Annotated in this window: 17 protein-coding genes and 1 pseudogene; 8 read left to right on the top strand and 10 right to left on the bottom strand. The window is 65.9% G+C overall.

The genetic code is table 11. From position 1 onward, the window contains the following. The first annotated feature begins 1 nt into the window (after nt 1). Genes SKC41_RS14850 through SKC41_RS14825 form a run of 6 tightly spaced genes read left to right on the top strand, consistent with a single transcriptional unit; the run spans nt 2 to nt 5,812 of the window. Nucleotides 2–1,492: an aldehyde dehydrogenase gene (locus tag SKC41_RS14850; RefSeq protein ID WP_330978269.1), complete on the top strand. Its 1,491-nt coding sequence runs from the start codon at nt 2–4 to the stop codon at nt 1,490–1,492. 19 nt (nt 1,493–1,511) lie between these two features. Next, a complete protein-coding gene (locus SKC41_RS14845) occupies nt 1,512–2,102 on the top strand; it encodes a flavin reductase family protein (protein ID WP_330978268.1) in 591 nt (196 codons plus the stop codon). After that, nucleotides 2,102–3,265 carry an acyl-CoA dehydrogenase family protein gene (locus tag SKC41_RS14840; protein ID WP_330978267.1) on the top strand — a complete coding sequence of 388 codons (1,164 nt, stop codon included), beginning with the start codon at nt 2,102–2,104 and terminating at the stop codon, nt 3,263–3,265. Before SKC41_RS14845 ends, SKC41_RS14840 begins: the two co-directional genes overlap by 1 nt. Before the next feature lie 31 nt (nt 3,266–3,296). Beyond that, nucleotides 3,297–4,208, top strand: coding sequence for an LLM class F420-dependent oxidoreductase (locus tag SKC41_RS14835; protein WP_442931615.1), 912 nt, complete (start codon nt 3,297–3,299; stop codon nt 4,206–4,208). A 10-nt stretch (nt 4,209–4,218) separates the two neighbouring features. After that, nucleotides 4,219–4,956, top strand: coding sequence for an alpha/beta fold hydrolase (locus SKC41_RS14830; RefSeq protein WP_330978266.1), 738 nt, complete (start codon nt 4,219–4,221; stop codon nt 4,954–4,956). 7 nt (nt 4,957–4,963) lie between these two features. Next, complete coding sequence (locus SKC41_RS14825; RefSeq protein ID WP_330978265.1) at nt 4,964–5,812, top strand: thioesterase family protein; 849 nt, start codon at nt 4,964–4,966, stop codon at nt 5,810–5,812. Nucleotides 5,813–5,819: 7 nt separating this feature from the next. On the opposite strand, the gene SKC41_RS14820 is transcribed toward SKC41_RS14825, so the two are convergent. Beyond that, nucleotides 5,820–7,049: a CaiB/BaiF CoA transferase family protein gene (locus tag SKC41_RS14820; protein WP_330978264.1), complete on the bottom strand. Its 1,230-nt coding sequence runs from the start codon at nt 7,047–7,049 to the stop codon at nt 5,820–5,822. A gap of 165 nt (nt 7,050–7,214) precedes the next feature. Here SKC41_RS14820 and SKC41_RS14815 point away from each other — a divergent pair. After that, nucleotides 7,215–7,373 (top strand): annotated as a pseudogene (locus SKC41_RS14815) (SDR family NAD(P)-dependent oxidoreductase); the annotation flags it as partial. A gap of 163 nt (nt 7,374–7,536) precedes the next feature. Here SKC41_RS14815 and SKC41_RS14810 read toward each other — a convergent pair. From SKC41_RS14810 to SKC41_RS14775, 8 genes are read right to left on the bottom strand one after another with little or no spacing between them, the layout of a single operon-like run. Beyond that, the gene (locus SKC41_RS14810; RefSeq protein ID WP_330978263.1) at nt 7,537–9,099 is read right to left on the bottom strand and encodes a class I adenylate-forming enzyme family protein; all 1,563 of its coding nucleotides are present in this window, start codon (nt 9,097–9,099) and stop codon (nt 7,537–7,539) included. Nucleotides 9,100–9,108: 9 nt separating this feature from the next. Then, a complete protein-coding gene (locus tag SKC41_RS14805; RefSeq protein WP_330978898.1) occupies nt 9,109–9,912 on the bottom strand; it encodes an alpha/beta fold hydrolase in 804 nt (267 codons plus the stop codon). A 46-nt stretch (nt 9,913–9,958) separates the two neighbouring features. After that, nucleotides 9,959–10,714 carry an enoyl-CoA hydratase gene (locus SKC41_RS14800; protein ID WP_330978262.1) on the bottom strand — a complete coding sequence of 252 codons (756 nt, stop codon included), beginning with the start codon at nt 10,712–10,714 and terminating at the stop codon, nt 9,959–9,961. Nucleotides 10,715–10,724: 10 nt separating this feature from the next. Beyond that, complete coding sequence (locus SKC41_RS14795) at nt 10,725–11,867, bottom strand: acyl-CoA dehydrogenase family protein (RefSeq protein WP_330978261.1); 1,143 nt, start codon at nt 11,865–11,867, stop codon at nt 10,725–10,727. Nucleotides 11,868–11,876: 9 nt separating this feature from the next. Then, nucleotides 11,877–13,202: an FAS1-like dehydratase domain-containing protein gene (locus tag SKC41_RS14790; RefSeq protein WP_330978260.1), complete on the bottom strand. Its 1,326-nt coding sequence runs from the start codon at nt 13,200–13,202 to the stop codon at nt 11,877–11,879. A gap of 8 nt (nt 13,203–13,210) precedes the next feature. Beyond that, nucleotides 13,211–14,062 (bottom strand): mycofactocin-coupled SDR family oxidoreductase, encoded by an 852-nt coding sequence (locus SKC41_RS14785; RefSeq protein WP_330978897.1) that lies wholly within the window; start codon nt 14,060–14,062, stop codon nt 13,211–13,213. 14 nt (nt 14,063–14,076) lie between these two features. Continuing rightward, nucleotides 14,077–14,886: a crotonase/enoyl-CoA hydratase family protein gene (locus SKC41_RS14780; RefSeq protein ID WP_330978259.1), complete on the bottom strand. Its 810-nt coding sequence runs from the start codon at nt 14,884–14,886 to the stop codon at nt 14,077–14,079. A gap of 41 nt (nt 14,887–14,927) precedes the next feature. Continuing rightward, nucleotides 14,928–16,445 (bottom strand): class I adenylate-forming enzyme family protein, encoded by a 1,518-nt coding sequence (locus tag SKC41_RS14775; protein ID WP_330978258.1) that lies wholly within the window; start codon nt 16,443–16,445, stop codon nt 14,928–14,930. 92 nt (nt 16,446–16,537) lie between these two features. On the opposite strand from SKC41_RS14775, the gene SKC41_RS14770 reads away from it, so the two are divergent. Further along, complete coding sequence (locus tag SKC41_RS14770; RefSeq protein WP_330978257.1) at nt 16,538–17,545, top strand: acyl-CoA dehydrogenase family protein; 1,008 nt, start codon at nt 16,538–16,540, stop codon at nt 17,543–17,545. Between the two features lie 3 nt (nt 17,546–17,548). Here the strand turns inward: SKC41_RS14770 and SKC41_RS14765 are convergent, their stop codons facing one another. Beyond that, entirely contained in the window at nt 17,549–18,739 is a 1,191-nt protein-coding gene (locus SKC41_RS14765; RefSeq protein ID WP_330978256.1) for an acyl-CoA dehydrogenase family protein, read from the bottom strand. Nucleotides 18,740–18,766 lie beyond the last annotated feature (27 nt).

The raw sequence follows: 18,766 nt of genomic DNA, 5'->3' as shown, positions 1-18,766 counted from the left end.
TATGACTGACACCGCGACGGAGACGTTGGTCCACTTCGACCTCTTGATCGGGGGCGAATCATCGCCCGCCGCATCGGGATTGACCTACGACAGCGTAGATCCCTTCACCGGTATGCCCTGGGCACGCGTGCCCGACGGCGGGGTTGCCGATGTGGACCGCGCGGTAGCGGCCGCTCGTGCCGCGCTGAATGGACCGTGGGGTGCGCTCACTGCGACCGCCCGTGGCAAGCTGCTGGGGCGACTCGGTGAGATCATCGCGCGCGAGGCCGAGCAGCTGGCCGAACTCGAGGTGCGCGACGGCGGCAAGCTGGTACGCGAAATGGTCGGCCAGATGCGGTCTTTGCCAGACTACTACCGCTACTACGGCGGGCTGGCAGACAAGCTGCAGGGCGACGTCATACCGGTCGACAAACCCAACTACCTCGTCTACACGCGCCATGAACCCGTCGGTGTGGTCGGCGCGATCACGCCCTGGAACTCACCGCTGCTCCTGTTGACCTGGAAACTCGCCGCCGGCCTGGCTGCGGGATGCACGTTCGTCGTCAAGCCGAGCGATCACACCCCGACGTCGACCCTCGCGTTCGCAAAGCTGTTCGGCGAGGCGGGTTTTCCGCCGGGCGTGATCAACGTCGTCACCGGCTGGGGCCCGGAGACGGGTGCGGCGCTCGCGTCGCACCCGGGTGTCGACAAGATCGCGTTCACCGGATCGACGGCAACCGGCATTGAGGTCGGCAAGGCCGCGATCGAGAACATGACCCGGTTCTCACTCGAACTCGGCGGCAAGTCGGCGCAGGTGGTGTTCGCCGATGCCGACCTCGACGCGGCGGCCAACGGGGTGATCGCCGGCGTTTTCGCCGCGACGGGCCAGACGTGTCTGGCCGGTTCACGCCTTCTCGTCGAACACAGCGTCGCCGATGCTCTGGTGGACAAGATCGTCGCACGGGCGGCGACCATCAAGCTGGGAGACCCGAAGGACCCGACGACCGAAATGGGTCCGGTGTCCAACCAGCCGCAGTACGAAAAGGTGCTGTCGCACTTCGCTTCGGCACGTGAGCAGGGAGCAACGATCGCCTACGGTGGCGAGCCTGCCAGCGACCTCGGTGGCTACTTCGTCAAGCCGACGGTGCTGACCGGTGTCGACCCCTCGATGCGGGCCGTCGCTGAGGAGATCTTCGGACCTGTACTGACGGTGATGACCTTCACCGAGGAGGACGAGGCCGTCGCCGAGGCCAACAGCACCGAGTTCGGATTGGCCGCCGCGGTGTGGACCAAGGACGTCCACCGCGCGCACCGGGTGGCTGCCAAGCTGCGGGCCGGCACGGTGTGGGTCAATGCCTACCGCGTTGTCGCGCCGCACGTTCCGTTCGGTGGCATGGGCTACAGCGGCATCGGGCGAGAGAACGGCATCGACGCCGTGAAGGACTTCACCGAGACCAAAGCGGTGTGGGTGGAGCTGTCCGGGGAGACGCGCGACCCGTTCACGCTCGGCTGAATCGACAAAAGGGAAAGACATGACGCTAGATATCGCGGCCGCCGACAAGGTGCTGGCCGGACTGCGGCCATTTCCGGTGGCAGTCACCACGATTGACGATGGAGTCGCTAACGGGCTGATGTCGCTGTCAGCCGGCTCAGCCAGCATCGTGCCCGAACTGCCCCGCGCTACGGTCAGCCTGACCAAATACAACAAGACCCACGACATGCTGATCAACTCCGGCGTCTTCGTGATGCATATGCTGTCGGCCGGACCGGACGAGATCGACAAGTCAATGGAGATCCTGATGACCCTCGGCGGCAGTTCGGGCCGTGACGGCGACAAGATGTCGACCTTGCGCACCAAGCCCGGCGTCACGGGTGCGCCGATCCTGCTTGACGCACACAGCTACGTCGAGTGCCGCATCACCGGGTCGTTGGACAACGACGAGAACACCATCTTCGTCGGAGACGTCGTGGCCGCGGAGGTGTTCAGCTCGGCGCAACGGCTGCGGATCGGTGAAGCATGGGGCAAGCTGCCACCCGAGTGGATAGAGCAGTACGAGGCGAACCACAAGCCCCAACTGCAGAGCGCACGCGACCTGCGGGCGGCAGCAGCGGCGCGGGTCTGATGGCCGAAGAGCCTTCTGGCGCATGGCAGCTGCCCGAAGAGCTGGTGATGCTGCGCGATACGGTGCGGCGGTTCATGGCTGCGCAGGTGCATCCGCTCGAAGAGAAGCTAGACCACGACGCGGTCGGGTTACCTCGCGAACTACTCGTGCAGTTGCAGGCGAAAGCCAGGGAGCTCGGGCTGTGGGCGCTGCAGACGCCGGCGGGCTACGGCGGCGCCGGGCTCAGCGTGCTTGGGCAAGTCGTGGTCGCCGAAGAAGCCGCGAAATGCCGTATGGGAGCGTTCTTTCCAGCGCTCGGCGCCTTCGGCGGCAACCCGCCTAACGTCATGTTCAAGGCGTCTGCGGAGCAGTTCGACAGATACGCCAAGCCCATCATCGACGGCACCATGTCCAAGGCGTACACCGCAATCACCGAGGCTTCCGGCGGGTCGGATCCGGCCCGGGCGATCAAACTCAAGGCGGTGCGTGACGGCGACGGCTACCTGCTCAACGGTTCGAAGATGTGGATCTCGCACGCCCCCGATGCCGACTGGGGAGTGATCTATGCCCGGACCGGCGAAGGGCGCCAGGGCATCTCGGCCTTCATTCTCGAGAAGAACACCCCCGGAGTAACGTTCAGCCGCATCCCGGTGATGGCGTCCTTCGCCCCTTACGAGCTGCACTTCGACAATGTTCGGGTCCCAGCCGAGCAGCTGATCGGTAGTGAGGGACAGGGCTTTTCGTTGGCCACCGAGTTCCTGGTGCACGGCCGTATCGTGTATGGGGCCGGGCCGATCGGCATCGCGCAGAGCGCACTGGACATGACCTGCCAGTGGGCCAAGGATCGAGACGTCTTCGGCGGCAGACTCGCTGACAAGCAGGGGGTCAAGTGGATGCTTGCGGACAGCGAGGTCGACCTGCGGGCCGCCCGGCTGCTGGTCTACCAAGCCGCGTGGAACGCCGACCTCGGACGCGACGTCCGGGTAGACGCCTCGGCGGCCAAGATGTTCGCCACCGAGGCCGCGTACCGAGTTCTGGACCGCTGCATCCAAATTCACGGTGCACTGGGAATCTCCACCGAACTGCCGCTGGAACGATGGTTTCGCGACCTGCGGGTCAAGCGACTGGGTGAAGGCGCCACCGAGGTCCAGCGCGAAGTCATCGCGCGATCACTGGTGAAATAGTGGCAGCGACAATGGAGCCGAAAGGGGCCGAGTGCGGTACAACCTGATGTTCCCGATGCGGGCCGTCAAGCACTGGAACCGGTGGTGCGAGGGCGTAGCCATCGGTGAGATCGCACGACTGGTGGAAGATGCTGGCTTCGATGCGTTCTCGATGTCCGAACACCCGTACCCCGACCGGGAGTGGCTGGCCCGCGGCGGCCACCACGCCTTCGACCCATTCGTGTCGCTGAGCTTCGCCGCGGCCGCCACCACCCGCATCCGATTGATGACCTACATTCTGGTGTCGGGTTATCGCAACCCGTATCTGACGGCCAAAGCGGCTGCGAGCTTCGATCTGCTCTCCGGGGGTCGGTTCACACTGGGCACGGGAGCCGGCTACCTCAAGACCGAATTCCAGGCGCTGGGCGCCGATTTCGACCGGCGCGGCGCGCTGCTCGACGAGGCAATCGCCGCCTGGAGGGCGACCTGGGCGGGGGTCGACCACGACGGGCCGGAGTTCGGGGTGAGCGGACATGTCGCGCTGCCGCCGCCGCTGACGACGGGTGGTCCGCCGATCTGGATCGGCGGCAACGGCGCGGCCGCGCAGCGCCGGGTCATCGAGGTCGCGGACGGCTGGATGCCTATGGCCGCGTCCGGCGAGATGGCCGCGATTACCCGCGCCCGGCCCCTGGAAGACATCGAGACGCTTGGCGAGTGGGTCGCGAAAGTGAACAAGCACCGCGCGGAGTCCGGCCGCGACGCTGCCGACGTCGCCTTCGTCCCGTTCGAAGCACACCTGCTGGCCAGCGGCGACTGCACCGGATTTTGTGCCGCGGTGCGCCCCCGGCTGGACGCCTACGCCGAGGCGGGCGTCACGTGGATCACCATCGAGCCGGCCAGCAGAAGCTTCACCGACTTCCGTACCGACATCGACGTGCTGAGCTCCCAGTTAATCGACCGATGAGGGACCGACCATGACTCTGCCCGACCTGGTGCTCGTCCACGGCGGCGAGCACGCCGGCGACTGTTGGGATCTCGTTGTCGCCGAAATACACCGTGAAGAACCGGGATTGCGCACTCTCGCCGTGGATCTGCCCGGGCACGGCAACAACCCAGGTGACCTCGCGACCGTGACGATCTCCGAGTGGGTGGACTCCGTCGTCGCCGACATCGAGGAAGCGCGTCTGGGTGACGTCGTGGTCGTGGGCCACTCGATGGCGGGGGTAACGGTTCCCGGCGTCGTCGCTAAGCTCGGTCCCTCCCGGGTCCGAGAGATGATCCTCGCGACGGCATTCGTACCGCCTCAGGGTTCGTCCATCGCGGACACACTCGGCGGCCCGCTAGCGGTCTTCGCTCGGCGCGCCGCCCGTATCGGCAGACCCATGAAGATTCCAACGCCGGCGGCACGCTGGGCGTTCTGCAACGGCATGACCCCCGCGCAGCGCCGATTGGCGATGTCGAAGTTGCATGCTGAGTCAGCGCGCATACCCGGTGAGCCGGTGGACCGTAGCGGACTGCCCGCCGACGTCCCACGCACCTGGATACTGACCACCCGCGACCGGGCCCTGTCCGTGGCATCACAGCACGCAAGCATCGCCGCCCTGGGCGGGGTGGACACCGTCATCCCGGTTGACGCCTGCCACGAGTTGATGTTCAGCGATCCGGAACGTTTGGCGCAGATACTGATCGAGCGATGCCGGTTACGGGGGTAAGGATCACGTGGAGGACTCATCAGCGAAGCCGGCCCGCTCCGCGCCGACCTGCTTCTTCGTCGCCGACGGAAACGCTTACGTACCAACCCGATTGACGCGGGGGCCCTGGGGTCCGTCGATCAGCGGTAACTACGTCGGCGGGTTGCTGGGGCGCGCGGTCGAGCAAGAAGTCGACGACATCGACATGCAGCCCGCCCGGCTGACGGTGGATCTGCTGCGGCCGGTGGCGGTGCAACCCGTGCAGATGCACTCGTCGGTGGTGCGCGACGGCCGGCGACTTCGCGTGGTCGACGCGGTCATGACTCAGAACGACGTGGTGGTCGCTCGCGCCAGTGCGTTGTTCCTTCGCCGCAGCGAACATGCCGTGGACACGGTGTGGACGTCGCCGATCAGCATGCCCTCAGTACCGGCGGAGCCCGACGTGTTGGCTGACGATGTCCCCATGGTGCTGCATTCGTTCGGCCGGGACCCGGTCGCGGGCAGTCCGGGTGTCGGGGTCACCGAGTGGCGACACCATGGGCAGAAGTTCGTCTGGCTTCGGGAGACCAAGCTGCTTGTCGACGACGAGCCACTGTCGCCATTCACTCGCGCCGTCATGGCCGCGGATGTCACGAGTTCGTTAACCCATTGGGGCACTGAAGGTTTGCAATTCATCAACGCTGACTACACCGTCACGCTAAGCCGCTTGCCGCAAGGTGTCTACATCGGATTGGCGTCTGTAACGCACTACAGCCACGCCGGGGTCGCTACCGGCGTGGCGACGCTCTTCGACGACAAAGGACCAATCGGCAGCGGTATGGCAACGGCATTGGCGAACCCGGGATTCACGCCACCACCGTCGATAGTGTCGGGCTGACCAACGCTCAGGTGATGGCGCCCTCGATCTTCAGTTCGATCAAGTCGTCGTCGTTCATGCCGAGCTCCCGCAGCACCTCATCGGTGTGCTCGGCGAACATCGGCGCCCGGGTCAGGTGGGCCGCCGCCTCATCGAACTTCACCGGGTTCGCCACCAGCCGTTGCTGATTGCCCTGGGCATCCCGAAGGTCGGCGATGCGCCCATTGGCGATCAACGACTCGTCGTGGGCGACCTCCCAGGCGTCCTGCACCGGAGACCACTGGCCCTTGAGAAGGCTCAGCAGTCGCGTGCATTCGTCGAAGGTCCGCGATCCGATCGCGTCGGCGAGCAACGCGGCGGCGTCATCGGCTTTGGCCGCCAACGATTCGAGCGAGGCGAATCGCTCGTCCGCGGCGGCTGCGTCGAGTCCGAACAGTCGGCACACCGGAGTCCAGTACCTGCTGGGCTGGAGCATCGCAAGCTGGATGAAGCGGCCGTCCGAGCATCGGTAGGCGCCGGTAAGCGGGTTGCCCGGGGCTTGCATGCGCTGGTCGATCTTCGGCAGCGGACATCCGTAGAGCATCGCGAGGTTGACGCTGGACTGGTTGGCCCATGCCCCGACCGCGAGCAGCGAAACGTCGACGACCGACGTTTGCCCAGTCGATTGCCGACCGTACAGTGCGGCCGCGACCGCGCCCGCGATGGTGATGCCGCCCATGTTGTCGCCGAACGCGCCCGCCGGCATGCCCGTCGGCACTTCGGATTCCGTCGGCGTGACTCCATCGGCGTTGCCGGCGCGCGCCCAGAACGCCGTCGCGTCGTGCGCGCCCATCTCACGGTCGGGCCCCTCGCTCCCGAATCCACTGCCCGCGACGTAGACGATCGACGGATTGATACGCCGTACCTCGTCCAGGTCGATCCGTAATTTCGCCCGCGCCTGCGGCAGCAAGCTGGTCAGGAAGACGTCGCTGCGCCGGACGAGTTCCTCGAACACTGGCCGAGTCTGTTTCAACGCCAGAGATAGTCCGACACTGCGCTTACCGCGGTTGGGGGCCTCGACCGTGGGAGAGAACGACACTCCCGGTGTGGTGGCGGAGTGGCCGGCGACGGTGACGAGTCCCCGTTGCGCATCTCCTGTTACCGGGTTCTCGATCTTGATGACGTCGGCACCCCAGTCGGCGAGGACCGCGCCGGCGGACGGCACGAAGGTGAATTGCGCGACCTCGAGGACGCGCACACCGGTCATCGGTTTCTGCATCCGCTCACCTCTGTCCCGCTGGCCGCACCGCCTTAGTGCCAACATAGGTTACTAGGTAAGCAATGTCGAGGTCTACTATCAGGCCAAGATGTTCCAGAAGTGTTCGACCGCAGACGGTAACCGACCGCATTTGGTGTTTAGACACGACTCAACACGGAGGTCCCTATGACTGTGCCGCTGCCCCCCGGTGAGCTGTTCGATTTGAGCGGCCAGGTCGCCGTCGTGACGGGAGCATCCAGCGGGCTCGGCGACCGGTTCGTCCGGGTCCTGCATGCTGCGGGCGCCGCGGTCGTCGCCGTGGCTCGGCGATCGGACCGGCTCGCCAGGCGCTATCTGCACACCGGGTGCCCGATGCGGCGAATGGGCGAACCCGACGAGCTCGACGGAGCGCTGCTCTTTCTCGCATCGCGCGCCTCACATACATGACCGGCCAGGTGTTGACGGTGGACGACGGCTGGACAGCGCACTGACGATGCGGGAAACGTGTTCAGCCCCCGGTGAAATGCTGGGCACGCAGTTCGGCCTTGCGTACCTTGCCCAGCGACGTGCGTGGCAGGGCATCGACGACGACGAGCCGTTCGGGTACCTTCTGCATCGCCAGCCCTGCGTCGGCGAAGTGACCCCGTAGCGCATCGACGTCAAGTCGCTCATTGGGTTTGAGCACAACCACGGCCGCGACGACCTCCCCGAACCGGGCGTCGGGCGCCGCGACTACCGCGCACTCGTACACCGCGGGATGTGCGGACAGCACGTCCTCGACCTGAGCCGATGAAATCGTCTCGCCGCCCCGGATGATGACGTCCTTGATTCGGTCCGTGATGATCAGCCGGCCGTCGGCGTCCAGGCGGCCCAGATCCCCGGTACGGAACCACCCGTCGTCGGTGAAGGCCTCGTCGTCGAGCTGCGCGTCGCGATAGCCAACAAACTGTTCCGGACCGCGCACCACCACTTCCCCATCGGTGTCCGCTGGCGCGTCGGAACCGTCGGCAGCGAGGATGCGCACCACCGAACCTGGCATCGGCTTACCGTCCGTGCGCAGGCGGGCCCAGCGCGGCTCGTCGGTGTGCACCCCGCTGACGGTCGGGTGCTCAGTCGAGCCGTAGGAGCGGAACGTCGCGATTCCCGCCGCGGCGGCTCGCGCACCGAGTTCCTCGGTCACTGGCGCCGCACCGACGAGGAACTCCCGCAATGTGGCGAGTTCACCGTTGGCACAATCGAGTTCGAGGATGCCCTGCAGATGAGTCGGGACACCAGCGGTCGAGGTGACCCGGAAGTCGCGAATGACCTCGACCGCGCGTCGCGGATCCCATTTCTCCAAGAAAACCGTCCGCGATCCGGACATCAAGGCGCGCAACATACTTCCCACTCCGGCGATGTGGCCGGGCGGAAAGCTGACCAGCGAAACGTCATCGGGTTCACCGGCGATGAGCGCCGGCATCGTCGACTGTTCGGCGAGCACGGTGTTGTGCGTGTGCTGGACGCCTTTGGGCGCCGAGGTGGTGCCCGACGTGTACATCAGCAGGCATACGTCGTCGGACGTGACGTCGGGACGCACATATCCCTCGGACCGCACGTCCGACCACACCAACCAACCCTCTCCAGGCTCGCCGCCCACCATCACGACATGGCGCAACACTGACCCCAACTCTGTCGCAATGGATTTCGCGGCGGTGATCAGCACCGAAGCTCGGGACTGCTTGACAATGAAACCGACCTCGCCCAGCCCATAGATGTGCACGATCGGCACCAACACCGCGCCACTCAACAGCACCGCCTGATACGCGATCGCGCATTCCACCCGGTTGGTCAGCTGCACCGCCACCGCGTCCCCCGGCCGGACACCGAGGCGCGCAAGACCGGCCGCGAACGTCACCGCAGCGTCGTGGACATCGGCGACTGTCACGCTGAGCACCGAGTCCGCCGAAACGAAGTCGACCGGGGTCGAAACGCGATCACACGCACCCGCTTCGAACGCGTCGATGCACGTCCGCGACGAGAACCAACCTTCCCGATACCACACGTCGCGCAACGCGGCGTAGTCGAAGGACATCGGGGCTAGCTACTCGGGCCGGTTGCGGATTGCCTCGGCGACTTTTCCTGGCGCATCGATCATCACGAACGTGGAGCAGTCTGGGATCTCGATCAACGTGGCATGCGGGAACGCATCGCGTAGGCGACGGGCGTGGTCGAGTGGGAACAGCTGGTCCTCGGTGCCCCACGCCAAGGTGACGGGTCTGTCGAATGCCTCGATCGCCGGCGCGGCGCGCAGTGTGAGAGCCGGGTCCAGCGAGGCAGTCACCGTGACGGCGTCGCGGCGGGCCGCAGCGCTGGTGGCGAAGGCTCCGAAGATCTCCCGCTGCCGCTCCCGGGTCGGAGGGTGCTTGGACACGGCCTTGAGGAAGAAGGCCTGTCCCGGTGCGCTGGCCAGCATGCGTACAACGGCACCACCCAGCGCGGTACTGAAACGGCACAGCTTGACGATCTGCGCGAACGAGCCGGGCGGAAAGTGTTCGTAGCTATCGCAATTGGTCAGCACCAGTCGCGCGATCCGGGATGTGTCCAGCGCTGGATCACCCAACGACGCCAGCACCAGGCCGCCACCGGTGTCGTTGGCCACCACGGTGACATCGGTCAGGTCGAGGGCTTCCATGAAGTGGACGATGCGCCGGGCGGCCGCTTCGGCGCCGAGGTCGGCGCCGTCGGTGGCCGTGCGGTGGGCTCCCAGCGGCCAGGTGGGGGTGATGCATCGAAGGCCCTCCCCCAGTTCAGCCACGACGTCGTTCCACAGGGCGCCCGTCACGTAGACACCGTGCACGAATAGGATCGTCGGACCCGTTCCAGCGTCGCTGTATTCGATGTCCAGGCCGTCGACTCGTACCTTCTTGGTCGTCACGTCGGTTCTCCTTGCATCAATGTCCGCCAAAGTCGGGGCGCCGTCGTTCCCGGAAGGCGCGTGCACCTTCCCTGAAATCAGCGGTGGCGATTAACGCCAACTGTCCCTCGGCTTCGATCGCTTGCACCGGCTCGAGTGCGCCCAGCGTCGCTTCGGCCAGTGCGCGCTTGGTCCAGCCGAACGCTAACGTCGGACCGCCGGAGACCGACCGCAGCACGTGGGCCAGCACGGACTGGTAGTCGTCTTCGCCAGTCAAATAGGAGATCATCCCCCACTCGAATGCCGTTGCCGCGGAAACTTTCTCAGCGGTCATTGCCATGCGCGCCGTACGTGCTCGCCCGATCAACCCCGGCAGCAGTGCGGACGCACCGCCGTCCGGCATCAGCCCGACCTTGGTGAAAGCCAACTGAAAGTACGCCGAGGGTGCGGCAACCACCAGATCACAGGCCAGCGCGAGTGGGCAGCCGAAGCCCACTGCAGCGCCGCTGACGCCGGCGACCACGGGCTTGGGTAGCCCGACGATCGCCCGCACGACCCGGTTGGCGGCTTCGGCGGCGCCTGCGGTATCACCACCGGTGAGGTCGCCACCGGAACAGAACGCTCGGCCGGCGCCGGTGAGCAGCACCGCGCGGACTGAGCCGTCCGGCTCGGCGCCGCGAATGTGCGCCGACAACTCATCGAGCATCGGTGTGTCGACGGCGTTGAGCTTTTCCGGCCGGTCCAGCCGGATCCGCAGCAGTGGGCCGTCGCGCTCGACCGAGATGCCATTCACGACAACGGGTTCACAAGCCGAGATCGCGGCCGATGATGTCTTTCATGATCTCGGTGGTGCCGCCGAAGATCGTCATGATGCGGTTGTCCATGTAGTCGCGCGCAACCCGGTATTCCGTCATGTAGCCGTAGCCGCCGTGCAACTGTACGCAGCCATCGATGACCTTCTTGGCGGTCTCGGTGCACCACCACTTGGCTTTCGACGCCTCGACCGCCGTCAGTTCCCCGTCGACCACCGCCTGCAGGCACCGGTCGATGTACTGCTCGCCGATCTCGAGCTCGGTGTCCATTTCGGCCAGCAGGAACCGGTTGTGCTGGAAGCTACCGATCGACTGGCCGAAAGCCTTGCGGTCCTTGGCATATTGCAACGTCTGCCGCCAGGTCTCACGTGCTCCGGCGATCGCTGAGATAGCGATGGACAACCGCTCGGACGGGAGATTAGCCATCAGGTGATAGAAACCGCGTCCCTCCTTGCCCAAAAGATTCGCCGACGGCACCCGCACGTTCTCGAAGGCCAGCTCGGCGGTGTCCTGGTAATGCAACCCCATCTTGTCGAGCTTGCGCCCGCGGCTGAAGCCCTGCATGCCCGCCTCGACTACCAGCAGCGTGAATCCCTTGTGGCCGGCTTCGGGGTCGGTGCGGCAGACCACCACCACGAGGTCGCAATTGATGCCGGACGAGATGAACGTCTTGGCGCCGTTGATGATCCAGTCGTCACCGTCACGGACGGCCGAGGTGCGGATGCCGGCCAGGTCGCTGCCCGCGCCGGGCTCGGTCATCGCGACGGCGACGATCAGTTCGCCGCTGATGATGCCCGGCAGCCAGCGCTGCTTCTGTTCGTCGTTGGCCAGCGACGAGAAGTACGGGCCCACAACGTCGTTCTGCAGGCTCAGCGACGGCGACGGCCCGCCGTAGCGGGCGATCTCCTCGTCGATGACGGCGTTGAAGCGGAAGTCGTCGACGCCACCGCCGCCGTACTGCTCGGGCATATTGAACCCAATCAGGCCGTATTTACCTGCCGCGATGAACGCCGAGCGGTCGACGATGCGGTCGCTCTCCCACTTCTCGGCGTTGGGCACCAGCTCACGATCGATGAACTGCCGTACCGTCTCGCGGAATGCTTCGTGCTCCGGCTCCAAGACGAGTCTCTTCATGTGCTGATCTCACTCTCCATATAGTCGTCGCATCTCTTCACCGACTCTGCCCGACACTCGCGAAACGACCTGCGCGCCCCGCCTTCGTAGATCGGCGTCCGGGATCGGCAGCACCACAGCACCGGATGTCTTCGACGGCAGCAACACCTTCGCCGTGCCCCGCGTGGTGGTTTCGTCCCGCTGGCTGGTGGCAAAGACGTCCAATGACACTGGGTCATCGGCCCCGTCACCCTTCGCGGTGACCGTGCCGGTGCACCGGTGCACGTCGCCGTGGTAGTTGAAGCCCCGCAGCTGCAAGTCCATCTCGGCCAGCCAACCATCGTCGCCGATCCAGTTCGTCAGCAGGTGGCTCACCCATGCGGCGCGCATCTGACCATAGTCGTACGGCGCCGGAATCCCCAGTGCCTGAGCGCGTTTGGCATCCCAATGCAGTCGTTGCACGACGTCGGGGACGCCATATTCATCGGGCTGGTAGAAGGCGGGCATCCGCTTGCGCAACTGGTGGGCGAATTTCAGCGGGCCCACGCCGTAGCCGCCCCAACCCCACCCCATGTGCATCGAGATGATGTCCACGACGGTCAACGGGCCCTTGATGATTCCGGGAAGTTTGTCGCCGACCGAGACGTCCTCCCACCACCGGGGATCAGCGCCTCGCCGTGTTTCGGCCTCGTACTCTTCCTCGACTTGGGCGAATTCCTCGGGAGTCCAGTGCTTGCGCTGGATGTCTTTGAGCTTGCCGGATTTCTTCGAGCCGTGCCGCTCGGCGTTGATGTAGGACTCGTCACGGGTCGCGATCGGGTTGCCGTCGATGTCGACGTAGAGATACCGGTAAGTTTCCTTCACTGAACGCCCGCCGGAGAATTCGCTGTCCTTCACCTGGACGTCCAGCGTGTAGTTCTCCGCCAGTACCGGCCGACCCGCGTAGATCGGGCGGTACCACGTCCACTTAACCCCCGAGTAGTACTTACCGGTCCCGCGAAACAGACCGCGGAACAACTTCTTTCGTTCCGGATCGGTGAACTTCGGCGTCTGATCCAGGCCCGTCGCGATCGGGAAGGTTGGCGACGCGACCTGTCCGTGCCAGCGCGTCGACGGTCCGTACGTCGGATCGTGGAACAACGGGTTGTCGTCGCCGCAGCCGAACGCGAAGTGCGTGATGGCGTCGGCCGACGGCAGCTTGTTCCATGCTTTGTCGCGCAGGTGGACGGGAATTCCGATCTGTGCCTTGGCGCGTTCGATGTCCTCGTCGGTGATGCGGCCCTCTTCGGCGGCCAAATCATCCCCCGTCGCTTCGCTCGCCCCCGCGTCGGCACCGGGCTTTTGGGTGGTGGTCATCGGTCCTCCTAGAACTTCAGCATGGCGCCGGCGTCGACTTTGAACTGCAGACCCGTGACATACCGGGACTCGTCCGAGGCCAGGAAACAGACCGCGTTCGAGATGTCGGCGGCTTCGACGAAAGGGGTAGGCATCGCCTGCATGGCGGGGAACGCCAGCAGGGCGTCGTCCCGGCTCGGCGCCTCGAGGTCCGGCCGGAACTGTCGGTACATCGGTGCACTGTTGAGCATCGATGTGTTGACATTCGTAGGATGAATGACGTTGGCGCGGATCGATTGTGGCGCCAGTTGCGCGGCAAGCTGCAGAGTGTAGGAATCCACCAGCTGCTTGGCGTAGCTGTAGCCTGCGCCGCCCGGGCCCTGCGGGCCGCCCGCCCCGGGGGGCTGTGCGGCCGCGATGAGGCCGGCGACCGATCCGGTGGTGATGATCGACGCTCCCGACTTCAGATACGGTAGCGCGGCGTGGACCGTGTTGACGACGCCGACGAAGTCCACGTCGAAGGCATCGGCGAAGGCCTGAACCGGCAGGTGAGCGCCCAGGGGACAGATGCCCGCGTTGGCGACGACCACATCGAGTTTGCCGAATTCGGCGACCGCGTTGGCTAGTTCGCGGCTTAGCGTCGCTCGGTCACGGACGTCGACCTCGGCGGTGTACGCCTTGCGACCGGTCTTCTCCACCTCCAGACCGGCTTCCTCGAGGTCCCGCGACGTTGCCAGCGCGTACTCGTTGGTGTCGATGTCCTGACAGATGTCGAAGAGGATGACGTCCGCACCCTCCTCGGCCAGCTTGACGGCGTGGCTGCGGCCCTGACCACGGGCGCCGCCGGTGATCAGAACGACTTTTCCTGCGACGCGTCCCACACTGTCCGCCATGCTCAACGTGCCTTCCATTCAGGGAGACGCTTTTCAGCGAAGGCCCGTGGGCCCTCCTTGGCGTCTTCGGATTTCAACAGCTCGGTGAATTCGCGAGTCGTGCGATCCCACTTGGGTTCCTCCGCGCCGATGATCCCGTTGTCTGCACCGTAGGCGACTCGCTTGCTGGCTTGGACCGACAACGGCGCGTTGCAGGTGATCCGCGCGGCGAGTGCCAGGGCGGCTTCCACGACGGTACCGTCCGGTACGACCTGATTGATCAGGCCCCACCGCTCCGCGTCGGCCGCGGACATCGGCTCACCCGTCAACACCAGCTCCAACGCGACCTTGCGAGGTAGCTGTTCGACGATCCGGAACACGCCGCCCGCCCCGGCGATCAGGCCGCGCTTGACCTCGGGCAGCCCGAAACTTGCGGTCTCGCAGGCGATCACCAGATCACTGGCCAGAGCGAGCTCGGAGCCGCCGCCGAGTGCGGTGCCGTTCACCGCGGCAATCGTGGGTTTGTCGATGAAGTGGTGCACGTAGCCGGCGAATCCCCATTCGGGGTGCTCGGCGTGGTAGAGGTTCTCACCCCGCGAGATGGCCTTGAGATCGGCTCCGGCACAGAATGACTTGTCGCCGGCACCGGTGATCACGACGGCCCACACCTCGGGATCGTGCTGCGCCTCCTCGAGCGCGTCGCCGACGGCCGTGCTCACCGCCCCGTTGACGGCGTTGCGCGCGTCAGGCCGATTGATGGTGATCAACAAGACGTTGCCGCGCCGCTCCACGCTGGCCGCCGAGGTCGCCACGTCGGTCACGGTTTCGGTCATTACGGTTCCTTCCATGTCAATCTGGTTGCCTGATAGGCGTTTCAGCCTGCACCGGCTGGTTGGACAGTGCTCGTGCCGAGCTCGTCGAACATCGTGAGCAGCCTGCGCCGGTCGACTTTGAGCGCCGCTCCGCGCGGCAACTCGTCGACTACGAAGATGCGAGCGGGCACCTCATAGGGCGTCAGCGTCGCCCGGCAGTGCTCGCGTAGTTCCTCGCCTTGGATGGCCGCCCCGGGACGCAATTCGACTGCGGCAACAGGAATCTGGCCCAACCGCTGATCGGGCATGGGCGCGATGGCGGCATCTGCGACGGCCGGGTGCGCACGCAGCGCCCGCACGACGGTCTCTGGTGACACCTTGAAACCGCCCCGCACGATCACGTCGTCCGCGCGACCGTCGATGTAGAGGAAACCGTGTTCGTCGAGACGCGCCAGGTCACTGGTGGTGACCCAGTCACCGGCAGCGCCGGCCTGCGGCGTGGCTACCTGCAGCCTGCCACTCTCATTGGCGCCAAGGACCGCGCCGTCCTCGCCTACGACTCGCAACCGTACGCCGGGAAAGGCACGCCCGACGCTGCCCTTCTTCTCGGCCCATCGCGCGTGGAAGTCCTTGACGGTCCACCCGGCCACCGCGCCGGAGAACTCGGTCGCGCCGTAGACGACGAGGATCGGGATGCCATACCGCTCGAAGAACGCATCGACCAATTGCGGGTCTACCGCGGCTGTCCCCGCATTGATCGCGCGGATGCTCGCCAAATCCTCCCGTGGGATCTCGGAGTCGAGCACCGATCGCATGGCCGCTGGGGGCAGTCCTGCCACCGCGGGCCGATACTGCTTCACCACGGCGTGCCAGCCCGGCACCGTGAACCGATCGAGCATCGCGATCGGGCGTGCCGCGACCAGCGACTGCAACAACGACCACAGCCCGCCGATGTGCACGATGGGCAATGTCACCAGCCCCACGGTGCCCGACAGCGGAGGGTTGAGCTTGGCATCGGCGCGGTCGTTGTGCTTCAACGCCGACGCGATCGAGGCCTCCAGTTGCGCGCGGGTCAGGGGGATGCGCTTGGGAGCGCCCGTCGTGCCCGAGGTCAGCATCTCGATGGCGATCGCCGCGTCGCCGCCGACGGCCTGCTTCGTTCCCCTTGCCTGGAGAGCGAGTTCACCATCGTCGAGACACCAACCGGTCGCCCCGAGATCAGTGACGGCACGGCGGAATACGTCCTCGGACCACAACGCGGACGGCGCAAGCACAAAGGAGACGTCCGTCGCTGCGAGATCGTCACTCAGCCGGTCCGGCGGCTGCAGCGGACTGATGGTCACCAGCGTGCGCCTCCCGCGGAAGATCGCGATCAGCGCCGCGACGGACTCCATCCGATTGGAGAGCACGACGGCTACGCGACCAGCCGTGCCACATCCCGCGGCTGTCAACTCTCGGTCGATCTGCTCGGTCAGCGACCGAACGGAACCCCACGACGTCCAGCGTCCATCGCACTCCAGCATGCGGTCATGGTCGTTGGCGTCCCAGAGCCGTCCTAGTGCGTCGTGGATGCTCGTCATCGTCACTTTCCGAATCGGCCCTCGCAGCGAAAGCCCGTCATATGAACCTAGAGGACATGGTTTACTAGGTCAACTTAGTAGGAGGGCCTTCGATGGACTTTGGCTTGACCGATGAACAGGACCAACTCGCCGCGGCGGAGCGGGCCTGGCTTACCAAGAACGACCCCATCGCCAGGGTCCGCGAAGCGCTGGATTCGGCTGCGGTCACGGTCGGTTCCGCGGTCGTCGCGCACGCGGCAGAATCGGGTCTTCTGGAGCTGCTCACTCCCGAAATAGGCGGCACGCATGTGGATCTCGCCATCGTGACCGAGGAACATGGATACGCGGGGAGCTCGCTGCCGGTCGCGGATCTGAACATTGCGGCGTGGCTGCTCGACCGCGTCGACTCCCCCACCGAAGACGGCGAGCTGACCGGCGTGGCGCTTGGTCCTGACGCCGCTCTGAATGGCGATGCGCTGCGACTGACAGGCATCACCCGTCCGGTGCCGATGGCCGCCGACATGGACTCTATCGCGGTGGCAGGGCGGGTGGGAGATGGCGAATACGTGGCGGTCCTCAATGCCCCAACGTTGTCGGTGATGTCGACGCTCGACCTGAGCCGCTCGTGGGCGCGACTGGACCTCGACGCGACGATCGCGGAATGGAAGCCGCTGCCACCCGGCACGCTGGCGTTGCTGCGCGACGCTCTGGCGGTGCACCGGGCGTTCGACGCGTTGGGCGCGGCAGCCCGGCTGCTCGATATGACGGTGTCTTACGCCGGCCAGCGGGAACAGTTCGGCGCGCCGATCGGCTCGTTTCAGGCCGTCAAGCATCACTGCGCCGACATGGCCGTCGCGGTGGAGGCCGGCCGGGCCACGTTGTGGGCCGGGGCTCTCGCGCTGGACACCGCACCGGTCGGTGCGCGGTCCCGGGCCGCGTCCGCGGCGGCGGCGTACGCCAAGTCCGCAGCCGCGAAGGTGGCCGGAACAGCGCTGCAGGTGCACGGCGGCATCGGATTCACCTGGGAACACGATCTTCATCTCTTCCTGCGCCGGATCAAAGTCGACGAGGCATTCAACGGGAGCGTCGCAGAACACCGCGCGGCACTGCTGAGCGGCTGACATTCAGCGCCGATCCCGCGGCAGTGCCAAGCCCCGCTCTGCGATCAGGTTGCGCATGATCTCCGAAGTGCCGCCTGCGATCGTGTAAGCCCGGGCGTACAGCCACTCGTCCTGCCAACGGCCGCCGTCGAGCACGCCCGGGTCCCCCTCCACCAACATGCCGGCCTCGCCGCCGAGTTCGACTGCGAAGCTGGCCATCTCGAGATTCAGCTCGCTGAACATCAACTTGGCCATCGCGCCGTCGTGCATGCGTTCGGTGCCACGCAGCCACCGCGTGAGGTTGGCGTAGGTCAGCGCCGACAGCGCCTCCACCTCCGCGCTGAACTCGCCGATGCGATCACGGACCCGATCGCTGTCGATCGCTGGACGACCGTCGAGGTGGACCTGCGAGGCGAGTGTGACCAGTCTGTCGATCGCCAACCTCAATTTGACGACCGCGGCGCCCACGCTGGTGCGTTCGTGCCCCAGTGTGGCGTTCGCGATGGCCCAGCCCTGCCCGGGTTCTCCGATCATCGCCTCGGCAGGTACATCGACGGAATCGAAGAAAACTTCGTTGAAGTCCGAAGTGCCGGTCAACTCGCGCAATGGCCGAACCGTGACGCCGGGGCTCGACATGTCGAGGATGAACGCACTGATGCCTTTGTGCTTAGGGGCGTCAGAATCGGTGCGCGCCAACAGATATCCGTAGTCGGCCCAGTGCCCGTCGGTGGTCCACACCTTCTGCCCGTTGACGGTGTAGGTATCACCGTCGAGCACGGCCCGGGTGCGCAGCGACGCCAGGTCGCTTCCCGCGCCCGGTTCGCTGAACAACTGGCACCACAGCTGTCGGCCCGCGCGGATCTCGGGCAAGTGCCTGCGCCGCTGCTCATCGGTGCCGTAGTGGATCAGCGCATGCGACGCCAGCGCGTTGCCGCTCGGCACGCCCGGTACCGCGGCCCGGGCCAATTCCTCGCTCACCACGATGGCGTGTTCAGCCGAGCGATCGTCGCGACCGCCGAACTCCACCGGCCAGTCCGCGCCGACGTAACCGGCTTCGAACAGGCGCGCCGTCCACTCCTGAAGTGCCTTGAGTTCGGCTTCGTTCTCAGCGCTGCGCACGCCCGCTCGTGCTGGGATGGGCGGTGCATGCTCGGCAATGAAGGCCCGTACTTCGGCGCGGAAGGCCTCCATTTCGGCACCCAGTCCGTATTCCACGTTGCCGTCTTCCTGTTCGATGTGACG

Origin of the sequence: Mycobacterium sp. 050128, from assembly GCF_036409155.1 — a bacterium.
GTDB lineage: Bacteria > Actinomycetota > Actinomycetes > Mycobacteriales > Mycobacteriaceae > Mycobacterium.
This window is presented reverse-complemented; position numbering and strand designations above follow the sequence as displayed.